The sequence below is a fragment of the Devosia sp. MC1541 genome (assembly GCF_012847305.1).
Classification (GTDB): domain Bacteria; phylum Pseudomonadota; class Alphaproteobacteria; order Rhizobiales; family Devosiaceae; genus Devosia.
This window is the reverse complement of record NZ_JABBDZ010000001.1, coordinates 135,574-154,291: the sequence shown is the minus strand read 5'-3', so window position 1 is coordinate 154,291 and position 18,718 is coordinate 135,574. Positions and strand designations below refer to the sequence as shown.

At 57.7% G+C, this 18,718-nt stretch carries 16 protein-coding genes and 1 tRNA gene; 13 read left to right on the top strand and 4 right to left on the bottom strand.

The features are described from left to right. Positions 1 to 21 precede the first annotated feature (21 nt). Positions 22 to 2,031, bottom strand: coding sequence for an autotransporter outer membrane beta-barrel domain-containing protein (locus HKD40_RS00690; RefSeq protein WP_169193798.1), 2,010 nt, complete (start codon positions 2,029 to 2,031; stop codon positions 22 to 24). Continuing rightward, positions 2,021 to 2,662, bottom strand: a complete 642-nt coding sequence (locus tag HKD40_RS00685) for a hypothetical protein (protein ID WP_169193797.1) — start codon at positions 2,660 to 2,662, stop codon at positions 2,021 to 2,023. The genes HKD40_RS00690 and HKD40_RS00685 overlap by 11 nt, the downstream gene beginning before the upstream one ends. Before the next feature lie 805 nt (positions 2,663 to 3,467). On the opposite strand from HKD40_RS00685, the gene HKD40_RS00680 reads away from it, so the two are divergent. From HKD40_RS00680 to HKD40_RS00640, 9 genes are read left to right on the top strand one after another with little or no spacing between them, the layout of a single operon-like run. Beyond that, positions 3,468 to 4,502, top strand: a complete 1,035-nt coding sequence (locus tag HKD40_RS00680; protein WP_210256985.1) for a sugar ABC transporter substrate-binding protein — start codon at positions 3,468 to 3,470, stop codon at positions 4,500 to 4,502. 57 nt (positions 4,503 to 4,559) lie between these two features. Continuing rightward, positions 4,560 to 5,567, top strand: a complete 1,008-nt coding sequence (locus HKD40_RS00675; protein WP_169193796.1) for an ABC transporter permease — start codon at positions 4,560 to 4,562, stop codon at positions 5,565 to 5,567. Then, positions 5,564 to 6,517 carry an ABC transporter permease gene (locus HKD40_RS00670; protein ID WP_169193795.1) on the top strand — a complete coding sequence of 318 codons (954 nt, stop codon included), beginning with the start codon at positions 5,564 to 5,566 and terminating at the stop codon, positions 6,515 to 6,517. Before HKD40_RS00675 ends, HKD40_RS00670 begins: the two co-directional genes overlap by 4 nt. 1 nt (position 6,518) lies before the next feature. Next, positions 6,519 to 8,045 carry a sugar ABC transporter ATP-binding protein gene (locus HKD40_RS00665; RefSeq protein ID WP_169193794.1) on the top strand — a complete coding sequence of 509 codons (1,527 nt, stop codon included), beginning with the start codon at positions 6,519 to 6,521 and terminating at the stop codon, positions 8,043 to 8,045. Continuing rightward, the gene (locus tag HKD40_RS00660; protein ID WP_169193793.1) at positions 8,042 to 9,148 is read left to right on the top strand and encodes a mandelate racemase/muconate lactonizing enzyme family protein; all 1,107 of its coding nucleotides are present in this window, start codon (positions 8,042 to 8,044) and stop codon (positions 9,146 to 9,148) included. Before HKD40_RS00665 ends, HKD40_RS00660 begins: the two co-directional genes overlap by 4 nt. A gap of 9 nt (positions 9,149 to 9,157) precedes the next feature. After that, positions 9,158 to 10,132, top strand: coding sequence for an aldo/keto reductase (locus HKD40_RS00655; protein ID WP_169193792.1), 975 nt, complete (start codon positions 9,158 to 9,160; stop codon positions 10,130 to 10,132). Between the two features lie 8 nt (positions 10,133 to 10,140). Beyond that, positions 10,141 to 10,977, top strand: a complete 837-nt coding sequence (locus tag HKD40_RS00650; protein WP_169193791.1) for an amidohydrolase family protein — start codon at positions 10,141 to 10,143, stop codon at positions 10,975 to 10,977. Then, entirely contained in the window at positions 10,974 to 11,303 is a 330-nt protein-coding gene (locus HKD40_RS00645) for an L-rhamnose mutarotase (RefSeq protein WP_169193790.1), read from the top strand. Before HKD40_RS00650 ends, HKD40_RS00645 begins: the two co-directional genes overlap by 4 nt. 42 nt (positions 11,304 to 11,345) lie before the next feature. Next, positions 11,346 to 12,374, top strand: a complete 1,029-nt coding sequence (locus HKD40_RS00640; protein WP_282567870.1) for a GntR family transcriptional regulator — start codon at positions 11,346 to 11,348, stop codon at positions 12,372 to 12,374. Between the two features lie 211 nt (positions 12,375 to 12,585). Here the strand turns inward: HKD40_RS00640 and HKD40_RS00635 are convergent. Further along, positions 12,586 to 12,662 (bottom strand) — tRNA-Asp (locus HKD40_RS00635). Positions 12,663 to 13,029: 367 nt separating this feature from the next. Here HKD40_RS00635 and sulP point away from each other — a divergent pair. From sulP to HKD40_RS00615, 4 genes are all read left to right on the top strand, one after another. Continuing rightward, complete coding sequence (gene sulP, locus HKD40_RS00630; RefSeq protein WP_169193788.1) at positions 13,030 to 14,736, top strand: sulfate permease; 1,707 nt, start codon at positions 13,030 to 13,032, stop codon at positions 14,734 to 14,736. Between the two features lie 178 nt (positions 14,737 to 14,914). Further along, entirely contained in the window at positions 14,915 to 15,385 is a 471-nt protein-coding gene (locus tag HKD40_RS00625; RefSeq protein ID WP_169193787.1) for an alpha/beta fold hydrolase, read from the top strand. 242 nt (positions 15,386 to 15,627) lie between these two features. Then, on the top strand, positions 15,628 to 15,879 hold the full coding sequence (locus tag HKD40_RS00620) for a plasmid stabilization protein (RefSeq protein WP_169193786.1): 252 nt from the start codon (positions 15,628 to 15,630) through the stop codon (positions 15,877 to 15,879). After that, entirely contained in the window at positions 15,876 to 16,295 is a 420-nt protein-coding gene (locus tag HKD40_RS00615) for a type II toxin-antitoxin system VapC family toxin (RefSeq protein ID WP_169193785.1), read from the top strand. Before HKD40_RS00620 ends, HKD40_RS00615 begins: the two co-directional genes overlap by 4 nt. 79 nt (positions 16,296 to 16,374) lie before the next feature. Here HKD40_RS00615 and clpA read toward each other — a convergent pair whose 3' ends face one another. After that, positions 16,375 to 18,717, bottom strand: coding sequence for an ATP-dependent Clp protease ATP-binding subunit ClpA (gene clpA / locus HKD40_RS00610; protein WP_169193784.1), 2,343 nt, complete (start codon positions 18,715 to 18,717; stop codon positions 16,375 to 16,377). Position 18,718 lies beyond the last annotated feature (1 nt).

The window sequence follows — 18,718 nt, the reverse complement described above, 5'->3', positions numbered from 1 at the left end:
CAGAGGACCGTAACTATCTGCCTACCAATTAACCCGAACGCCCAAAACGCCTTGTGTTGAGGCTGACGTTTGCCCTTCACCGAGGGACCAACGGTGATCGACGTGCCCGTATACGCTCGCTGTACGGCTGATTTTTGCGGTGAACCCGACGCCAACATCGGCTGAGGTGCTGCCGAAGGGCGTCTCCATGGCGTGACTGGCAAATGAGGTTGTGTCGATGCCCCGGAAACCGTGCCAAAGGTTTGCCTTCACATAGGGTTGAAGCTTTTTATCGCTCGCTGAGGAGCCTTGCCGGAGGCGGAACCCCACTCGACCTGTGAGCGCATCTGTGCTGCCAAACGAGACCGGAGAAATATCGTCCTCCGTAGAACCTAATCGCATAGTCTGATAAATCAGTTGCGCTTGCGGCTCGATCGTCCAGTTTTGATCCAGCGCAATGGGCTGCCCCGCTTCGACCGAAGCCGTTAGACCCAGCCCTTCTGTATCGAGACGCATGCCATAGTCTGAGATCGCGGCGACCTGTGTCCAATGCGCCTGCGCGACACCATCGATGTAACCACCGTTGGGCTCGTAATGTGTCCAATAGGCGCCGACGGCCGTGGCACCCAATTCCACTACGCCCACAGGGAGTTGCGATGCTCCAAGCGCGTATCCGCTAACTTGCGCCTTAGAAGCAGCGAGCGCGCCATAAACACCGATATGATCGCGACGACCATCTTCGTGTTCGCCGCGATAGATATCAACGCCCGTTTGTAGGCCCAGCAGATGAACATCTTCTGCGTTAACATTGAGTTCGCCACCCCACTGTGCGCGGCCCCCTTCGACGATGGCACGAGTCCACACAGCATTCATGAGCCTTGCATCTGAGCTAGGTCCCATGCCTGCCTGCTCACCAACGCGCTCATGCAATGTTCCGACCAACGTCATGCCCATGCGGCGGGAAAGATCCGTTATAGGCGCGTATAGAGGAACTTCCGGCCTATAAAGTGGGATGTCCGCTTGAGCGGCAATGGGCACATGCGATCTCAAGAACCAATCGTCGTCGTCACCACCGGTCAAACTGCCGCGCTGCAGAACATATTCATAAGCGCCAGCGGCGACCCGACCGCCAAGCGCGAAAGCGTCTCGGGCAGTCATTCCGCCTGCCCGTGTGTCGATCACCAGAATGCCGTCACCGATAGTCTGCTGACCGGAACCACCTGCATTGTTTATGGAGACTGTGGTTTTGCCCGTCGCTGTACCGCCGTCAATAACGAGTAGGTTTGACGGAGAACCGTCCCCATCCAGCTGCGTGTTCAGGCGCAAGCGCCCATCTCGACCGAAATAGTCCCTGGCAACGAGGATCGGAAAACCAGCGGCTGCTGGGTCAAATCTTAGCTCACCCGCGTTGTCGACATAGGCCGCATTGGAGTCCCCCGTAATTGTCCAGACGGAGGGGTTGAGAGAAACTGTGCTGGCGTTAGTTGCCATACCGGTCCAGCGTGCGCCCTTGAGGGCAATATTGGCTGTGTTGTTGCTGTCAGCGAAGAGATCGCCGATCCACTCCGAGCCATCAATGGTAGCGTTCCGCACATTTCCAGCCCCAGTGACATCGATATCGCCATGAACGCGAGTAACGTCGGTAAGCGTCACGTCGACATCACTGGACCCAACCGATGACTCTTTTACGGCAAGTAGGACGGAACGAGGAGTTGAGGTAGGCGCGACAATATCAATGGCGCCGTTTAGAGCGATTGTTCCTATGCCCCCATCTACCAACATCACTGGTGCCGCGGAGGCAGAAAGACTGCCTCCATTGATGGTCACACTATTGGTATCCGCCGCTGATACATTCCAAATGGCAATGGCGGAGGCATCAGTTCCTGTTACCGCGATATCGACATTTGACGCCTCGACCACACCACCATCAAATGCCGCAATACCATGGGCAGAAGCACCCGACGTCGTGAAGGTGCCGCCGAAAGCTTGGATTTTCCCGGCGAGCTGCGCTTCAAGCGAATATGACGCCGACCCTTGCGTCTCAACCGTCACTGCTCTGAGGTCCACTGAGGTCCACGAGTGACCCTGCGCCCCAAGCATAGACACCGACTGCTCCACCACCAGACGTGGTGATTGTAAAATGTTCCAGGGAAAGTTCGGCACCAGCGCCTGCGCCCGCACCGTAGGAATTGCTGCCCTTGGTCTCGATAGTGCCAGAACCTAGCCCCCCCCACGCGCCCGCACCATATACATCGACACCAGTAGCATTAGCGCCATCAGTCGCAATCTGGATACCGCTTGCGTCGAAGACGCTCGTGTCGACCAAAATCCCCCAAGAGTCACTGCCCAGAACGGAGATATCTGCGTCAACCAAGGTCATCTCGGAACCGTTTTCGACACGGATAGCTTCGGAAGCTCCGCTTCCCTCGGTAACAATAGCAATCTGTTCAGCACTGACGAACGCACCGTCCAACACCCGAATGCCGCGCGCCGAAGGACCTTGCGTTACAATATCTAAGTTGCGGAGCGTTATTTCAGTACCTGTGTTCTGAGCGAGAACGCCGTCAGCTCCGTCATCACTTGTGGTAATTCCCACTTTTTCGGCGACGAACTGTGCGCCCGAGGTAGCTGCAATTCCATAGCTATGGCTCCCGGCCGTGCTGATGGTACTGTCACTCAGCACTGCTGAACTCGTCGCTCCGTCCAGCTTTAATCCGATGGAGTGGGTACCCAGACTGCGCAGGACCACACCCTGCCCAGTATAATGACCACCTGTCACGTCGACGACGGCACCTGAGCCGGATGTTTTCTCCCGCGTGACATCCCGATCAGAACACGAACCAATGGTAATACTGAGCGATCCAGTTTGGGGTTGGCAGGCGGATTGCGCGTATCCCTGACTGGTCGAGACACAACAGGTCAGCATTGAAAGGATGCCGGTGGATGCAAGCCTACAAATGCGAATGAGCGTTCGGCTAGCGACGTGCATTGGTCATCTCCCAACCCTCCTGCGCCAACTTGGTAAAGCAAGGAGGAATTAACGGTAATGAAGGAGGAAGAACCAATAACGCAAATACAAAGTTAACTACAGGCATCGCCATAAAATATCATTTACAGAAGTACCGCGCGAATACTAATTATTTTTGCTTAATGACGACCCCCTTAAGGCAAGCATTCAATCTCTGAAATAATATCACAGAGACAAGGAATTGAGTAATTGCACAATTCCTTGACAAATACATTCTGATCGACACACACCAATAGTTCATCGCAAACAGAAGCGACTCATGTTGCCGAATGTGATTTGGCGGCGGCCCGCTGTTTGCTCTGGCTCGTGTGCAACTCTCTCGGAACTAAGCTGCATGGTGCATAGCCAAACCAGATGCCTCGCTCCTAAACGCATATTGCATACCAAATACACTTAATGTTAGCTATTGTGACAAGCGGCGAGGAGGAGGAGCTCTGACGTCGCGATCTGGGAGGATCACATGACATTTCGTTTGAGCAGCCTTGTTGCTGCATCGCTGGTTGTCGCCACGGCTCTGACGCCAGTGGCTGGTTCGGCGTCCGATAATAAGATCGCTATCATTTCGGGCGGCCCGCACCCATACTTCACGCCATGGGAACAGGCAGCGGCCGATGCAGCCAAAGATTTTGGCATTGCCACTGTGGAATTCAAAGTTCCATCGGATTGGAAGCTGGAGCTGCAGACCGAGCTGCTCGAAAGCCTCGCCGCGCAGGGTTACACCGGGTTCGGTATTTTCCCCGGTGATGCGGTTGGGATCAATTCGACCGTTGCCGAACTCAAGGACAATGGCATCCCCTCGCTCGCCGTCGCGGGTTGCGCTCAGGACCCAACACAGGTCGAGTTCTGCTTCGGGACGGACGTGTATCAATCGGCTTACCTTGGCACCAAGGCATTGATTGAGGCCATGGGTGGCAAGGGCGCGATCGTGCATCTTGCTGGCCTGCTGGTCGACCCAAACACCACACTGCGCAGCGATGCTGTGCAAAAGGCGGTTGATGAAACCAATGGCGCGGTGACGCTCCTGCAGACCGTTGCGGATACCGATGCGCAGGAAGCTGCGGACCAAAAAATCAACGCCCTACTGGCCGCGCAAAAGGATGAAATCGGTGGCATGATTGCAACCGCTTATATCCCCTCGGTCGTATCCTCGACAGCGCTGCGCAATCTGGGTGACAAGCGGATCAAGTTCGTCGGTATTGACGATGACCCAATTGTTCTCGATGCGATCCGTGACGGCTTTGTTGCCGGAACCATGGCCCAGAACCCCTATGGTCAGGCCTATATCAGCGCCTATGTGCTCGACCTGTTGGCCTCGGGCAGCTGCACGGTGAAGGCCGATGCGCCGTTTGTGACAACCCCACAGACAGCCAAGTTCATAGACTCCGGAACCCTGGTGATTTCGGCGGCCAATATTGACGCCTACCAGAACGACCTCAAGGCACTGACCACGGAAATCCAGTCGGGCTTCAAGGACAAGTATCTGACCTGCAACTAGGCCTTGACGCGATGCCGCTCCGTTGTCGGTGCGGCATCGCCTTTCCGGATTATTGCCATGACCGCCACTGATAGCGCGCTGACCCCGCGCCGCTCGCTGCTGGACTTTTTGGGCAAAGGCTCAACACAACTGGGCCTGTTTGTCATCGTCGCTGCGTTTTGGATCATCTTTTCAAGTCTCGCGCCGGGATTTCTCTCGCGTTTCAATCTCAATTCGCTGGGGCGCTCCCTTGCGGTCGATATCGTCATTGGCTTTGCGCAAATGGCGGTGCTGGCCACAGGTGGAATGAACCTCTCGGTGGGAGCCATTGGTGTCTGCGCGGTGATGCTCACCGGCTTTCTCCTACAAACCCTCGGCCTGCCGATACCGATTGCTTTGGCAGGCGCCCTGCTCGGCGGAGCGGCGCTGGGGTGGGTCAACGGTTTTACGATTGTCAAAACCGGGGTGAACAGTTTCATCGTCACCCTTGCCAGCGCCAGCCTCTTTTCGGGCGGCATGCTGATCCTGACCAAGGCGGTGCCGTACAATGCCCTGCCCGTCAGCGTCGGCGAGTTTGGCAAGTCGAGCTTTCTCACCCTGCCCTCGCTCTTATGGGTCGCAATGGCCATCGGCGCGTTGCTTTTCGTCCTTTATCGCTTCACCCGACTTGGCCGGGAAATCCTGGCGACGGGGGCCAATACGCGGGCGGCGCAAATGTCGGGGATCAATACCGGCCGGACCTTTATCATCTCACACGCACTCTCTGGCGTGCTGGCGGCAGCGGCGGGGATCATGCTGACCTCGCGCCTTGGCGCAGCCATGCCTTCAGTTGGCGGCGATGATTGGCTGCTGCCGTCGTTCCTCGCGCCTGTACTTGGCGGAACAGCACTGGCTGGCGGCATGGTCTCGGTTATCGGCACCATGCTCGGCGCGGCTCTGGTCAGCACTATTCGCAGTGGGCTGTTAGTGCTGCAGGTGGGCAATTTCTGGCTGCAACTTTTCCTCGGTGTGATCCTGCTTTCGGCGGTGCTGCTCGAACGCTATCGCGCCAGCCAAGCGCTCAAACGACAGGTGCGCCGCGCATGACTTCTTTCAATCGCGTTTTGCAGGTGGAGTGGTCGGGCATTCTGCTCGCCATTCTGGTGGGCATGGTCGGGCTCGCTATCGCCGCACCGTCATTTCTGACGGAATTCAATCTTTTCGTTCTCATGCGCAGTTTTTGCGTGGCGCTACTCGTTGCCTATGCGCAGATGGTGACGCTGGGTGTGGGCCAGATGAACTTGGCTATCGGGTCGCTCGGCGGCCTCGTCGCCATCACGGTAGGCGGGCTTATGGATGCGCTGGGTGTGCCAGTCGTTCTGGCAGTGCCGGCGGCGATTGCCGTTGGCGGCCTCGCCGGATTTATCAATGGTTGGCTGACCGTGCGGACCGGCATCAACGGCTTTATCGTCACTCTGGCCACCGGCTCGGCTTTCGCGGGCATCAATCTTGGCATTACCCGCTCAATTCCGTTCTACAATTTGCCTGCTGAATTCGTGTCTTTTGGTACTGGCCGTATCGGCATTTTGCCTCTGCTGCTGATTGTGCCGCTGATCGTCACCGGATTACTGGCGCTGTTCTTTTCGCGTGTACCAACGGGGCGACACATGTTGGCGGTTGGTGGCAATGCCAATGCCGCCCAGCTCTCGGGCATTTCGCTGCCGCGCACGATCATCAAGGCTCATACACTGTCGGGCCTCCTAGCAGCGGTGGCGGCCGTCCTGGCGGTTGCACAGCTTGGATCAGCGCAACCAACTATTGGCTCCAACTGGCTGATCATCTCCTTTGCCGCGCCGATCATCGGCGGTGCGTCGCTGTCGGGCGGGCATATCTCCATCATCGGCACCTTGCTCGCCGTAGTGCTGATTGCGCTGATCGAGAACGGCATGGTGCTGGTCAAGGTCGACCCATATTGGGTCCAGTTTATTCTCGGTGCGCTCATTCTCGGAGCGGTTGGGATCAATCGGCTCCGAGCCATTCGGACAGGGGGCGACTGAAATGGTGCTGTCAATTGAAGGCGCAACCAAAGCCTTTCCGGGTGTTAAAGCGCTCGACACCGTCTCACTCGACCTTCGTCCGGGCGAAATTCACGCCCTTATGGGCGAGAATGGCGCCGGCAAGTCAACGCTGATCAAAATCATCACGGGCGTTCACCGACCTGACAGTGGACGTGTGCTGCTCAACGGCAAGCCGATTGAGCTACACTCACCGCGCGACGCCATTGCCCACGGTATCTCGGCGGTGCACCAAGAGCGCAATCTGATCCCTCGGTTTAGTGTGGCCGAAAACATTGTGCTCGAGCATTTGCCGCGCAAAAACGGGCTCGTCGATTATGCGGCGGCGCATGCAGAAGCGCGCAAATATCTCGATCGCATTGGGTTACCAATCGACACCCATACGCAGGTGCGGAACCTTTCCGTAGCGCAGATGCAGATTGTCGAAATAGCGAAGGCGCTGCGCCACGAAGCGCAGGTCTTGCTGCTAGACGAGCCAACCGCCTCGATCAGCGAAACGGAGGCCGACGCCCTGTTCGCCCTATTGCGGCAATTGCGAGATCGGGGCGTCGCTATTGTCTTTGTCAGCCACAAACTGGAAGAAGTTTTTGCCATTTGCGATCGTGTGACTGTTCTACGTGACGGCAAAATTGCGGCCAGTAGCGAGCCTATGTCGGAGATGACACGCGGCAAGCTGGTGTCCCTGATGATTGGGCGCGAAGAGAAGGAGACGGACTATAAAAACCGTAACCTACCCGAGAACACTCCAACCAAGCTCTTACTGCAAAGCCTCTCAACGAGCCTAGGCCATAAGGACATTACGCTTTACGTCAAGAAAGGCGAGATCGTTGGCCTTTACGGCCTTGTTGGTGCAGGTAGATCGGAGCTGGCTCGGGCCTTGATTGTTGACGCTAAGATTACCAAAGGCGTCGTCAAAATTGATGGCAAGCCGGTCCAGATTTCATCCGTCGAAGACGCTCTCACCCGGCATCGTATTGGCTATCTCAGCGAAGACAGAAAAAGCGAAGGACTGATCCTCTCGCACCCGATCCGCTCCAATATCGCTGTAACCATCTGGCGACGCCTGGCCAATGCCTTGGGTTTCCTTCATGCAGGTGCAGAAACGGCGGCGGCCAAACCTCTAGCCGCGCGGCTAGAAATTCGTACACCAAGCTTAGAGCAATTGGTGGGCAATTTATCCGGCGGAAATCAGCAGAAAGTGCAGCTGGCCAAATGGCTGGCGGCTGAAGTCGACATCCTGATTATTGATGAGCCCACCGTCGGGATCGACATCAAAACCAAGGCCTATATTCACGAGCTGATCGTGGAACTGGCCGATAGCGGCATGACCACAATCGTCATATCGAGCGATATGCCGGAAATGATCGCGCTGGCTGACCACATCGTAGTGATGAAGGATTTTGCCATCGCCGGTCAGTACAAGAACGACCACATCTACAAAAATATGAGCAGCCAAATCATTGCTGCCATCCACAATTCCGAAACATCGCCGGAGGAGGTGCTCGCATGAGCAAAATCGATCGCATTGAGGTGCTGATGGTCGATCTGGTGCCGAAGGTGAAACGGACCGATGCCATTCAGAGTTTTGTGAGCCAAGAGACGCCCATTGTCCGGATTTATTCCGACGACGGCTTGGTTGGCACCGGATACAGCTACACCATCGGCAACGGCGGCCATGCCATCGTTGATCTGATTGCCCGGCACCTAGCGCCACAGATCATTGGGCATGACCCGGAGATGATCGAAGAGATTTGGAAAAAGCTCTTCTTCCATACCCACGCGACTGCCGTGGGCGCGATTACTGCCTTGGCTTTGGCGGCAATCGATACCGCGCTGTGGGATATGCGCTGTCGCAGGGCAAACCGACCGCTCTATAAAGAGGCCGGGGGCGCGCAGCGCTCCGTGCCGCTTTACACCACCGAGGGCGGCTGGCTGCACATCGAGCCTTCTGAACTCATCGAAGACGCGCTGCGCGCTAAAGAGGCCGGCTTTGGCGGCTCTAAAATCAAGGTCGGGCGTCCGCCGCAAGAAGACGTCAAGCGGTTGACGGCGGTACGGGATGCGCTAGGAGCCGATTTCGAGATCATGGTCGATGGCAATCAGGGCGCGAGCGTTGACGAAGCCATACGTCGCGCGCGGCTCTATGAGCCGCTTGATCTTGGCTGGTATGAAGAGCCCCTGCCCGCCGAAGATCTGGATGGGCACCAGCGGCTTTCCGCATCGACCACACTGCCCATTGCCGTGGGAGAGTCGATTTATCACCCCTCCCATTTCCGGGAATATTTGCAGCGTCGTGCGTGCTCCATCGTGCAGGTCGATGTGGCGCGTGTCGGCGGGATCACGCCCTGGCTGAAGGTGGCGCATCTGGCGGAGACGTTTAACGTCGCGGTCAGCCCGCACTTTCTGATGGAGCTCCATGTGTCGCTGTGCTCGGCTGTGCCGAATGGTCGGTGGGTCGAATATATTCCGCAGCTCGATGGCCTGACCCATACCGGCATGATGATCCGCAATGGGCGCGCCGTGCCCTCGGAGGAGCCGGGGCTGGGGATTGATTGGGATTGGGATGCCATCAAGAAGCAGACCAGCGAAGGCACGCATATCATTGTGCGTTAGGGGGCGGGAATGAACAGGCGCAGCATTGGCTCGACCGGGGTCGAAGTGAGCGAAATATCAATGGGCTGCGCGTCAATCGGCAACCTAGAAGTTGCGATTAGCGATGAGCAGGCACAACAGGTTTTGCAGCTCGCGTGGGATCGAGGCATTCGTTATTTCGACACCGCACCGCGCTATGGCAGTGGGCGATCCGAGGCGCGCTTGGGACAGTTTTTGGCGGGCAAGCCGCGCGATCAGTTTGCGGTTTCGACCAAGGTGGGACGGGTATTGACGCCCGGCCCACAGCGCGCCGAGGCCTATGGATTTATCGATCCACTGCCCAATGATGTGCACTACGACTATACGGCCGCCGGAATAGAAAAGAGCCTTCGAGGCAGTCGAGAGCGATTGGGGCTTGAGAAGATCGATATTGTGCTCGTGCATGATATTGGCACTTACATGCTCGGGGCGGAGCACAATCCGGCCCATATGCGGGACCTTCTAGAAAGCGGGCTACCCTATCTGGCGGAGCTGAAAGCCAAGGGCCTCATCGGCGCCTATGGGCTGGGCGTCAATGAAACGGCAGTGTGCCTTGAACTGCTAAAAGATCATGCGCTGGACGTGATCCTGCTGGCGGGGCGCTGGACTTTGCTCGACCGCAAAGCAGAGGCGGAACTGGTGCCGCTGTGTCGGGAAAAAGGGACAAAGCTGGTGCTGGGCGGCGTGTTCAATTCGGGCATTTTGGCCGTTGGGCCGAAACCGGGTGCTTGGTTTGACTATGCGCCGGCGCCGCCGGATGTATTGCAGCAGGACGCAGAGCTCGAACGCCGTTTTGCAGCGGAGGAGACCGAGCTGGCCCATGCAGCGCTGCAATTTGCGCTAACAAGACCCAAGGACGTCGTCGCGAGTGTGCTGCTAGGCGGTGCAGAGCTTTCAAATCTCAAGAAGAATCTCGACTTGCTGGCCAAGCCGCTGTCTAATCCAGCACGCCATTTGCTCGGTTAGGAGGAACCATGCAGATCATCGATACCCATTTGCATCTGGTCTACCGCCCGCAATTTGATGTGCCCTGGCTGGCCAATTATCCGGCGATAGATCGTGCGTGGACGGCCGATGAGTATTTTGCGACGGCGGAAAAGCTGGGCATCGTCGCGGCGCTGCATATGGAGGCAGATGTTGCCGAAGGGCAAATGCTCGCCGAAGCCGAGTTTATGGCGACCACACATCCGCGCGTGATCGGGGCGATTGCCGCAGGACGGCCGGAACATGCGGATTTCGCCAAACATGTTCAGGCACTACAAGCCCTGCCCCACGTCAAAGGCGTGCGCCGAATTTTGCACACCATGCCCGATGAGCTGAGCGAGAGTTCGCAGTTCGTGGAGAATGTGCGGCTCTTGGCAGAGGCGGAGTTGAGCTTTGATCTCTGCGTGCGGGCCAACCAATTGCATCTCGCCTATGAGCTCGCGGCCTCGGCTCCAAAAGTGCAGTTTGTGCTCGACCATTGTGGCAATCCCGATATCGCCAATGAGGGCTTTAAGAGCTGGAGCGTGGGGCTAAAGAAGATCGCCAGCCTGCCCAATGTTGCAGCGAAAGTTTCCGGCATTGCTGTTAACGCAGCGCCGGGATGGAGCACTGAAACCCTCAAACCCTATGTCGAACACCTCATCGAGGTTTTCGGCTGGGATCGCGTTGTCTGGGGCTCGGACCATCCGGTGCTGCTGCTCAACGGCAGTTTGGAACGCTGGCTGGAGGCATCGCTCGCCATCACCGCCAGCGCAACGGAAAGCGATCGCGCAAAACTGTTCAACGGCAATGCCAAGCGGATTTATCGTCTGGAGGCTGCGCTATGAAACGCGTTGGCTCGGTCATTGGCGTCAAGCCAGAAGAGATTGCAGAGTATAAGGCGCTCCATGCCGCGGTTTGGCCCGGCGTGCTGGCCAAAATTGAAGCCTGCAACATCACCAATTATTCGATTTTCCTGCGCGAGCCGGAGAATTTGATGTTCTCGTATTTTGAGTATGTTGGCTCAGACTATGAAGCAGACATGGCCAAAATGGCGGAGGATCCAGAGACGCAACGCTGGTGGGCGGTCTGCGGACCAAAGCAGGAACCACTGACCACGCGCGCGCCGGGCGAATGGTGGGCATCGACAGAAGAAGTTTTTCACGTCGACTAAACCTCATCCTCGAAGAAGCAATCCAAATCGCCCCACTCTAAGCTGAGGACCATAGAAATCTCGTCACAGGTCGATAGCCGCCCAACGGCCCCCGGCAAACGCTCCGATGCCATTTACGCTGTTCTGCACGATCACCTGACGCGCGGCATTTTTAGCCAAGGTCTGGTGCTAACAGAATCCGCGATTGCCCGAGCCTTCGGTGTCAGCCGCTCGCCTGCTGCAGCGGCTCTGGAAAAGCTGGCCCAAGACGGCTTGATCTGCAGCTTTGATGGTCGCGGATTTCTGGTCGGCTCAACGACCAATATCCCTTTACGGCTCGATCTCTTCGAAGCGGGATTATCGCTTGAGGCCGACAAGCTCGACGAAATGCAGCAACGCGGCTGGCGTGACCGTCTCTATCCGCTTGTTGAGCGCGATGTGGCCGCCTCCATGGCCTATGGCCCCTTCCAAATCGTTGGCACCAGCTTAGCGGAAACTTTTGGCGTCAGCCGCACCGTGGCCCACGAAGTGCTGACACGCCTTGAGCGCGTCGGCCTCGTGCAGCAGGGCAACAATGGCCGCTGGTACGTGCCGCGGCTCACGGTCCGCGATGTTGAAGAACACTATGAAGTGCGCTCGGTGCTTGAGCCGCTCGCCTTGGTTCAGGGCGCTAGGTCACTGGAAAAAGAGGACATAAAGGTCCGCTTGGACAGAGCTCGGTCACTCGTCGCGCGTGGCACGGCATCAAGTGAGGCGGAAATCGTCCTGCTCGAAAACGACCTACACCGCGACATCGTCCTAGCGTGCTCAAACGCCCAATTCCGCCAGATCATTGAGCGCAGCCAACTGCCCCTGATCGCGACGCATCTCACCTTCGAGCGCTATCTCAACGACGAAGAAATACTGCCCTCGGCCGAACAGCACCTCAAAATCCTAGAGGCACTCTACAAAGGAGACGACGCGACCGCTGCGAAAGAAATGCTCCACCACCTCCAAGCAGCGCTCGTCAGCACCGTAAAAGTGCTCGAGGCATCCGTGACCACACCCACATCCCGCATTCCAAGCTACCTCATCCAGCCGCAACAGGGATGAGCAAGCTCGTCACAGAACAACGGCATATAGGTCCGAAGCGGAAACTGAATCAAAATCGGCAGCACTGACGCTCAGCATCCGGTCTCCGAAAGTCCATAACTCATGCCAAACACCCTTACCCGGCGGCACTATTGAGCTGGAATTGCGAAAGACAAGAACACTACAGACTGCGTCTGAGAGTGTCAAAATGCGACAATTTCATGAGAGAAAATGGCGCGAGAGACGGGGCTCGAACCCGCGACCTCCGGCGTGACAGGCCGGCGCTCTAACCAACTGAGCTACTCCCGCAGCGCTTGCGAACTCTCGTTCGGCGCAACGTGCGCTCTGTATAGGGGCGTGATTTGCCCCTGTAAAGCGGCCCCAAGAAAATTCTCAAAGCTTTTCAACATCTGTGGCACCGATGGGCCTATCATTGGCACTTGGCTGGCACTTTTGGGCGCCACGCGTGGCCCGGCAAAGGCATATCGCGCCCCAAAGGCGCAACAATAGGCTTGCTATATATTAGATATTGCGTATATACGAATGAAAATACTGCGCGAGAGAGCCGGAAAACCGCGCCACACGCTCTGTCACCAGACGTCGGCTTCCATTCGGCCCGCCAGCGCGCGAATATTTCTGCGGCCTCTGGGCCAGATTGAACCGCCAGGAGCCCAGCGTGCGCCTCCAATCCTACCTCCCCATTCTTGACTGGGGTAGAAAATATAATCGCCAGACCCTGACCAGCGATGTGCTCGCGGCGGTGATCGTCACGATCATGCTCATTCCGCAGTCGCTAGCCTATGCCCTACTGGCGGGCCTGCCGCCGGAGGTTGGTCTTTATGCCTCGATCCTGCCGCTGATCGCCTATGCGATTTTCGGCACCGCCTCGGCGCTGGCCGTTGGGCCTGTGGCCGTGATCTCGCTGATGACGGCGACAGCGGTCGGTCGCGTGGCGACCGAAGGCACGGCGGATTATGCCAGCGCCGCCATCATTCTAGCGCTGATGTCAGGCGCGATGCTGACGTTGATGGGCCTATTCCGCCTCGGCTTTCTGGCGAATTTCCTGTCCCATCCGGTGATTTCAGGTTTCATTACCGCGTCGGGCCTGATTATCGCGACCAGCCAATTTGGCGGGCTCTTGGGCATTTCAACCAGTGGACACGCCCTGCCCCGCCTGTTCAGCGCCATCGCGAGCAGCATTGGCGCGATCAATCTCTATACCTTTGGCATCGGCGCGCTTTCGCTCGGGCTCTTGCTCTGGATCCGCTTCGATCTCAAAAACTGGCTGAAGCGGCTCCATGTACCGAAAGGAGTGGCAAACGTCATCGTCCGCGCCGGTCCGGTGTTTGTGGTCTTTCTGACTATGGCGCTATCGGTGATTTTCGATCTCGGCGCTAAGGGCGTCGCCCTAGTCGGTGATGTGCCGCAGGGCCTACCCATGCTGTCACTTCCAAGCTTCTCGCTCGACACAGTGCAACAGCTGCTGGTTCCGGCGCTGATCATTTCCATCGTTGGATTTGTAGAAACCATCTCCGTCGCCCAAACGCTGGCTGCCAAGCGCCGCGAGCGCATCTCGCCCAATCAAGAATTAATTGGCCTCGGCATGGCCAATGTGGCGGCAGGTATTGGTGGCGGCTATCCGGTGACCGGCGGCTTTGCGCGATCCGTTGTCAATTTTGATGCGGGCGCGGCCACCCCGGCTGCGGGTGCATTCACGGCCATCGGCATTGCTCTCGCAACACTCCTGCTGACGCCCTTCCTCGCCGTTTTGCCCAAGGCAACACTGGCGGCGACCATTGTGATCGCGGTGCTGACACTGGTCGATTTCTCCGTATTCAAACGCGCCTGGGCCTATTCCAAGGCCGATTTTGCGGCTGTCGCCATTACGCTGATCGGAACGCTTCTGCTCGGCGTTGAAACCGGCATCGCGCTTGGCGTCGGCACCTCAATCCTAATTTTTCTCTACCGTTCGTCAAAGCCCCACGCCGCTGTGGTCGGCCAAGTGCCCGGCACCGAACATTTTCGCAATATCAAGCGCCACACGGTGGAAACGCATCCAGAAATCCTCTCTATCCGCGTCGACGAAAGCCTCTATTTCGCCAATGCGCGCTTTTTGGAGGATTTGATCACCGATCAAGTCGCGGGCAATGACCGGGTGAAGCATGTGGTGCTGATGTGTTCGGCGGTGAATTTCATCGACCTATCGGCCCTCGAAAGCCTCGAAGCGATCCAACATCGCCTCGACACTCAGGGTGTTCACTTGCACCTCTCTGAGGTGAAAGGTCCGGTTATGGACAAGCTCAAATCCACCGATTTTCTGCGTGATTTGTCCGGCGAGGTTTTTCTCAGTCAGCACCAAGCAGTGTCTGCGCTGCGGGGGTAATCGAGCCATTGCGCGTCCGCGAATTTGGTGACTATCCTCCTTGTAGGGCCGGAAAGTCCGGCCCGGAGGGAACGCAAATGGCATCACGCATTGCACTCGGCTTTGGCCTAGCCCTGCTGCTCACCAGCACCGCTTTCGCCGCGCCGGAAACTAAATTGTTTCATATGAGGTCGACGGCATGAAAGTCGTCGGCACGCTCGTCACCCCCGAGGGCGACCCTGCCCCTGTGGTTCTGCTGTTCCACGGCTTTGGCGGCTCCCGCGATGAGCTGGAAATCCCATCTGTGGGCAAGGGCATTTTCACCTATACCGCCGACAAGCTCGCCGCCGAGGGGATCGCGAGCCTGCGCATCGACTTCCGGAATTCGGGCGAAAGCGATGGCGAATTCCCTGACACGACCTATTCCGGCCAGATCGCCGATGGCCTTGCCGCGCTGGATTTCGTCAAGACGCTCGACACCGTAGACGCCGACAACATCGGCATCATCGGTTGGAGCCAAGGCGGCCTCGTCGCCTCTGCCGTTGCGGGCCGCAGCAATGTCCCAAAAGTCACAGCGCTCTGGGCCGCCGTTGCGGACCCGAAACAGGGACAATTCGGCGGGGCTCTCTACTACACTAGTCCCACAAAGGCCCCCTCACTCGGCCTTTAGCCGACCAAGCCATTCGAGCATAGCTCTCATGGCCTTCTCACCTAAAATCATCCCACAGGGATGATTTTACCTCCGGCCAGCTCGAAGCCCCCTGAGGGAGAGGTGAAGTGGTATGCGAGGTTGTGATGGCAGAGTATGATCCAACGCGGAGCGTGCCCGGGCCGCGAAAGACCACCGACCTTCCCTACCCCTGCCAGATCGACTATATTTAACGCCGTTATCACCTTCCGATGGAGCGCGTGATGCCAGCAGTGACGATACAAAACCTTTCGGAAAACACGCATAAAGCACTGCGTTTGCGTGCGGCGCAGAATGGCCGGAGCACCGAAGCAGAGATCCGCTCCATCCTTGACGCTGCCGTCGACGCGCCCAAAACCGTGCCATTGGGTTCTGCACTCTATAAGCTGGGCCGTGATGCCGAGCTTGAGGACGGCGACGTCGACGCGTTAGAGCAAAAGGCCAAAACTGCCGCTGAGCCAATAAGCTTGCGATGATCGTACTGGATACGAATGTCGTTTCCGAAGCACTGCGTCCAACGCCATCATCACAAGTCGTCAACTGGCTCGACAGGCAAGACCCACAATCAACCTTCATCACCAGCGTCACCTTAGCTGAACTCTTGTTCGGCGTTGCGGTGATGCCTGATGGTCGGCGCAAGGCGGCGCTGACTGAGGCAGTCAACGGGATATCCGAATTGTTCGCTGGGTGGACGTTGGCTTTCGATACGATTGCAGCCCAGCACTATGCCACTTTAGCCGTTTCTGCCCGACAGGCAGGCTTGGGTTTTCCAACGCCTGACGGCTATATCGCAGCTATCGCAAGCGCCCAAAACTGCTCTGTCGCCACTCGCGATAAGGCCGCGTTTCTAGCGGCAGGGCTCACTGTCATAGACCCTTGGCACGAAAACTGAGCTAGGGTTTGCACTAGACAAAAAGGCCCGGGTTTCCCCGGGCCTTCTGTTTGTTCAACCAACTAAAATCCAGCGGATATTAGCTGTCCTTGCTCGCCGTTGCCTTTGGCTTCTTTGGCTTGGGCAGGGCTTTGGGCTTGGCGGGGCGTGGGGGCACGGCCACCAGTTCCAGCTTCGCTTCGCGGCCTTCACCCACCACAGCCACGGTGACAGAACCACCGTTCACCAGCTCGCCGAACAGCAGTTGATCGGCCAGTGGCTTCTTGACGTGCTCTTGGATCACGCGTCCGAGGGGGCGCGCGCCCATGCGTTCGTCATAGCCGTGTTCCGCCAGCCAATCGGCGGCCTCTGGGGTCAGGTCGATGGTCACGCCGCGTTCGGCCAGCTGGCCTTCGAGCTGGAGCACGAACTTTTCGACCACACGACGCACAGTTTCGCGCGGCAGTGGCGCGAACGAGATGATCGCGTCCAGACGGTTGCGGAATTCTGGCGAGAACTGGCGGTTGACCGCTTCCTCGTCGTCACCCACTTCGCGCTTGCGGCCAAAGCCGATGGGCGCACGAGCGAGTTCCGCCGCACCCACGTTGGAGGTCATGATCAGGATCACGTTGCGGAAGTCGACCGACTTCCCGTTGTGGTCCGTGAGCTTGCCGTGGTCCATCACCTGCAACAGAATGTTGTAGAGGTCCTGATGGGCCTTTTCGATTTCGTCGAGCAGCACGACGCAATGCGGATGCTGATCAACGCCATCGGTGAGCAAGCCGCCCTGATCAAAGCCGACATAGCCCGGAGGGGCACCAATCAGGCGCGAGACCGTGTGGCGCTCCATATATTCCGACATGTCGAAACGCAGGAGTTCAACGCCAAGCGTATCGGCGAGCTGCTTTGCCACTTCGGTCTTGCCCACGCCGGTCGGGCCGGTGAAGAGATAAGAGCCGATTGGCTTTTCAGGTTCGCGCAGGCCCGCACGCGCCAGCTTAATGGCGGATGAGAGCGCGGTGATGGCATTGTCTTGGCCAAAGACCACGGTCTTGAGGCTCTTTTCGAGACCGGAAAGCAGTTCCGCGTCAGACTTGGAAACGGTCTTAGGCGGAATGCGGGCGATGGTCGCGATGGTTGCTTCGATGTCTTCGACGTCGATGATTTCCTTGCGCTCGCCTTCCGGCAGCAGCTTTTGGCTGGCGCCGGTTTCGTCGATCACGTCGATGGCCTTATCGGGCAGCTTGCGATCATTGATATAGCGTGCGCTCAGCTCGACGGCGGCCTTGAGGGCATCGTCGGTGTACTTGAGCTTGTGGAACTCTTCAAAGTAAGGGCGCAGGCCCTTCACGATCTCAATCGCATCAGGAACGGTTGGCTCGTTGACGTCGATCTTTTGGAAACGACGGACAAGTGCGCGGTCCTTTTCGAAGAACTGGCGATATTCCTTATAGGTGGTCGAGCCGATGCAGCGGATCGCCCCGGAAGCCAGAGCTGGCTTGAGGAGATTGGACGCATCGAGCGCGCCGCCCGAAGTGGCGCCAGCGCCGATCATGGTGTGAATTTCGTCGATAAACAGCACGGCTTCCGGCTGCTTTTCGAGTTCCTTCATCACCTGCTTGAGGCGTTCTTCAAAGTCACCGCGATAGCGCGTGCCAGCGAGCAGCGCGCCCATGTCGAGCGAATAAACGATGGCGTCCTTGAGAACGTCAGGCACATCGCCTTCGACGATTTTGCGCGCGAGACCTTCGGCGATGGCGGTTTTACCAACCCCGGCATCGCCCACATAGAGCGGGTTGTTCTTGGAGCGGCGGCAGAGAACCTGAATGGTGCGGCGCAGCTCAGCGTCACGGCCGATCAGCGGGTCAATCTTGCCCTTCTTGGCCTTGTCATTGAGGTTAACGCAGAACTCGAGGAGCGCCGAAGTCTTCTTGCCTTCCTGCGCGTTGTTGATGCCACCTTCCCCATCTTCAGCGCCGTTTACGCGACGATCTTCATTTGGGCCGGATTTGGTGATGCCGTGCGAGATGAAATTGACGGCGTCGAGGCGGCTCATGTCCTGCTGCTCAAGGAAATAGGCAGCATGGCTTTCACGCTCGGCGAAGATCGCCACGAGCACGTTGGCACCGGTCACCTCTTCGCGGCCGGAGGATTGAACATGGATCACCGCGCGCTGAATAACGCGCTGAAAAGCAGCGGTTGGGCGCGCTTCCTGGCCGTTATGGACGACAAGGCTATCGAGTTCTTCATTGATAAAATCTTCGAGGTCGCTTTTGAGCGCATCAATATCGACGTCGCAGCCGGTTAAAACGGCGATGGTTTCCCGATCGTCGGTCAACGCCAGCAGCAGATGCTCAAGCGTTGCGAACTCATGGTTGCGCTCACGGGCAAGGTTCATCGCCTGGTGCAGGGCCTTTTCGAGTCCGCGCGAGAATGAGGGCATA

Coding starts and splice junctions, on each gene's coding strand:
- HKD40_RS00680 (WP_210256985.1), top strand. CDS start 3,468: ATGACATTTCGTTTGAGCAGCCTTGTTGCTGCATCGCTGGTTGTCGCC.
- HKD40_RS00675 (WP_169193796.1), top strand. CDS start 4,560: ATGACCGCCACTGATAGCGCGCTGACCCCGCGCCGCTCGCTGCTGGAC.
- HKD40_RS00670 (WP_169193795.1), top strand. CDS start 5,564: ATGACTTCTTTCAATCGCGTTTTGCAGGTGGAGTGGTCGGGCATTCTG.
- HKD40_RS00665 (WP_169193794.1), top strand. CDS start 6,519: ATGGTGCTGTCAATTGAAGGCGCAACCAAAGCCTTTCCGGGTGTTAAA.
- HKD40_RS00660 (WP_169193793.1), top strand. CDS start 8,042: ATGAGCAAAATCGATCGCATTGAGGTGCTGATGGTCGATCTGGTGCCG.
- HKD40_RS00655 (WP_169193792.1), top strand. CDS start 9,158: ATGAACAGGCGCAGCATTGGCTCGACCGGGGTCGAAGTGAGCGAAATA.
- HKD40_RS00650 (WP_169193791.1), top strand. CDS start 10,141: ATGCAGATCATCGATACCCATTTGCATCTGGTCTACCGCCCGCAATTT.
- HKD40_RS00645 (WP_169193790.1), top strand. CDS start 10,974: ATGAAACGCGTTGGCTCGGTCATTGGCGTCAAGCCAGAAGAGATTGCA.
- HKD40_RS00625 (WP_169193787.1), top strand. CDS start 14,915: ATGAAAGTCGTCGGCACGCTCGTCACCCCCGAGGGCGACCCTGCCCCT.
- HKD40_RS00620 (WP_169193786.1), top strand. CDS start 15,628: ATGCCAGCAGTGACGATACAAAACCTTTCGGAAAACACGCATAAAGCA.
- HKD40_RS00615 (WP_169193785.1), top strand. CDS start 15,876: ATGATCGTACTGGATACGAATGTCGTTTCCGAAGCACTGCGTCCAACG.
- clpA (WP_169193784.1), bottom strand. CDS start 18,717: ATGCCCTCATTCTCGCGCGGACTCGAAAAGGCCCTGCACCAGGCGATG.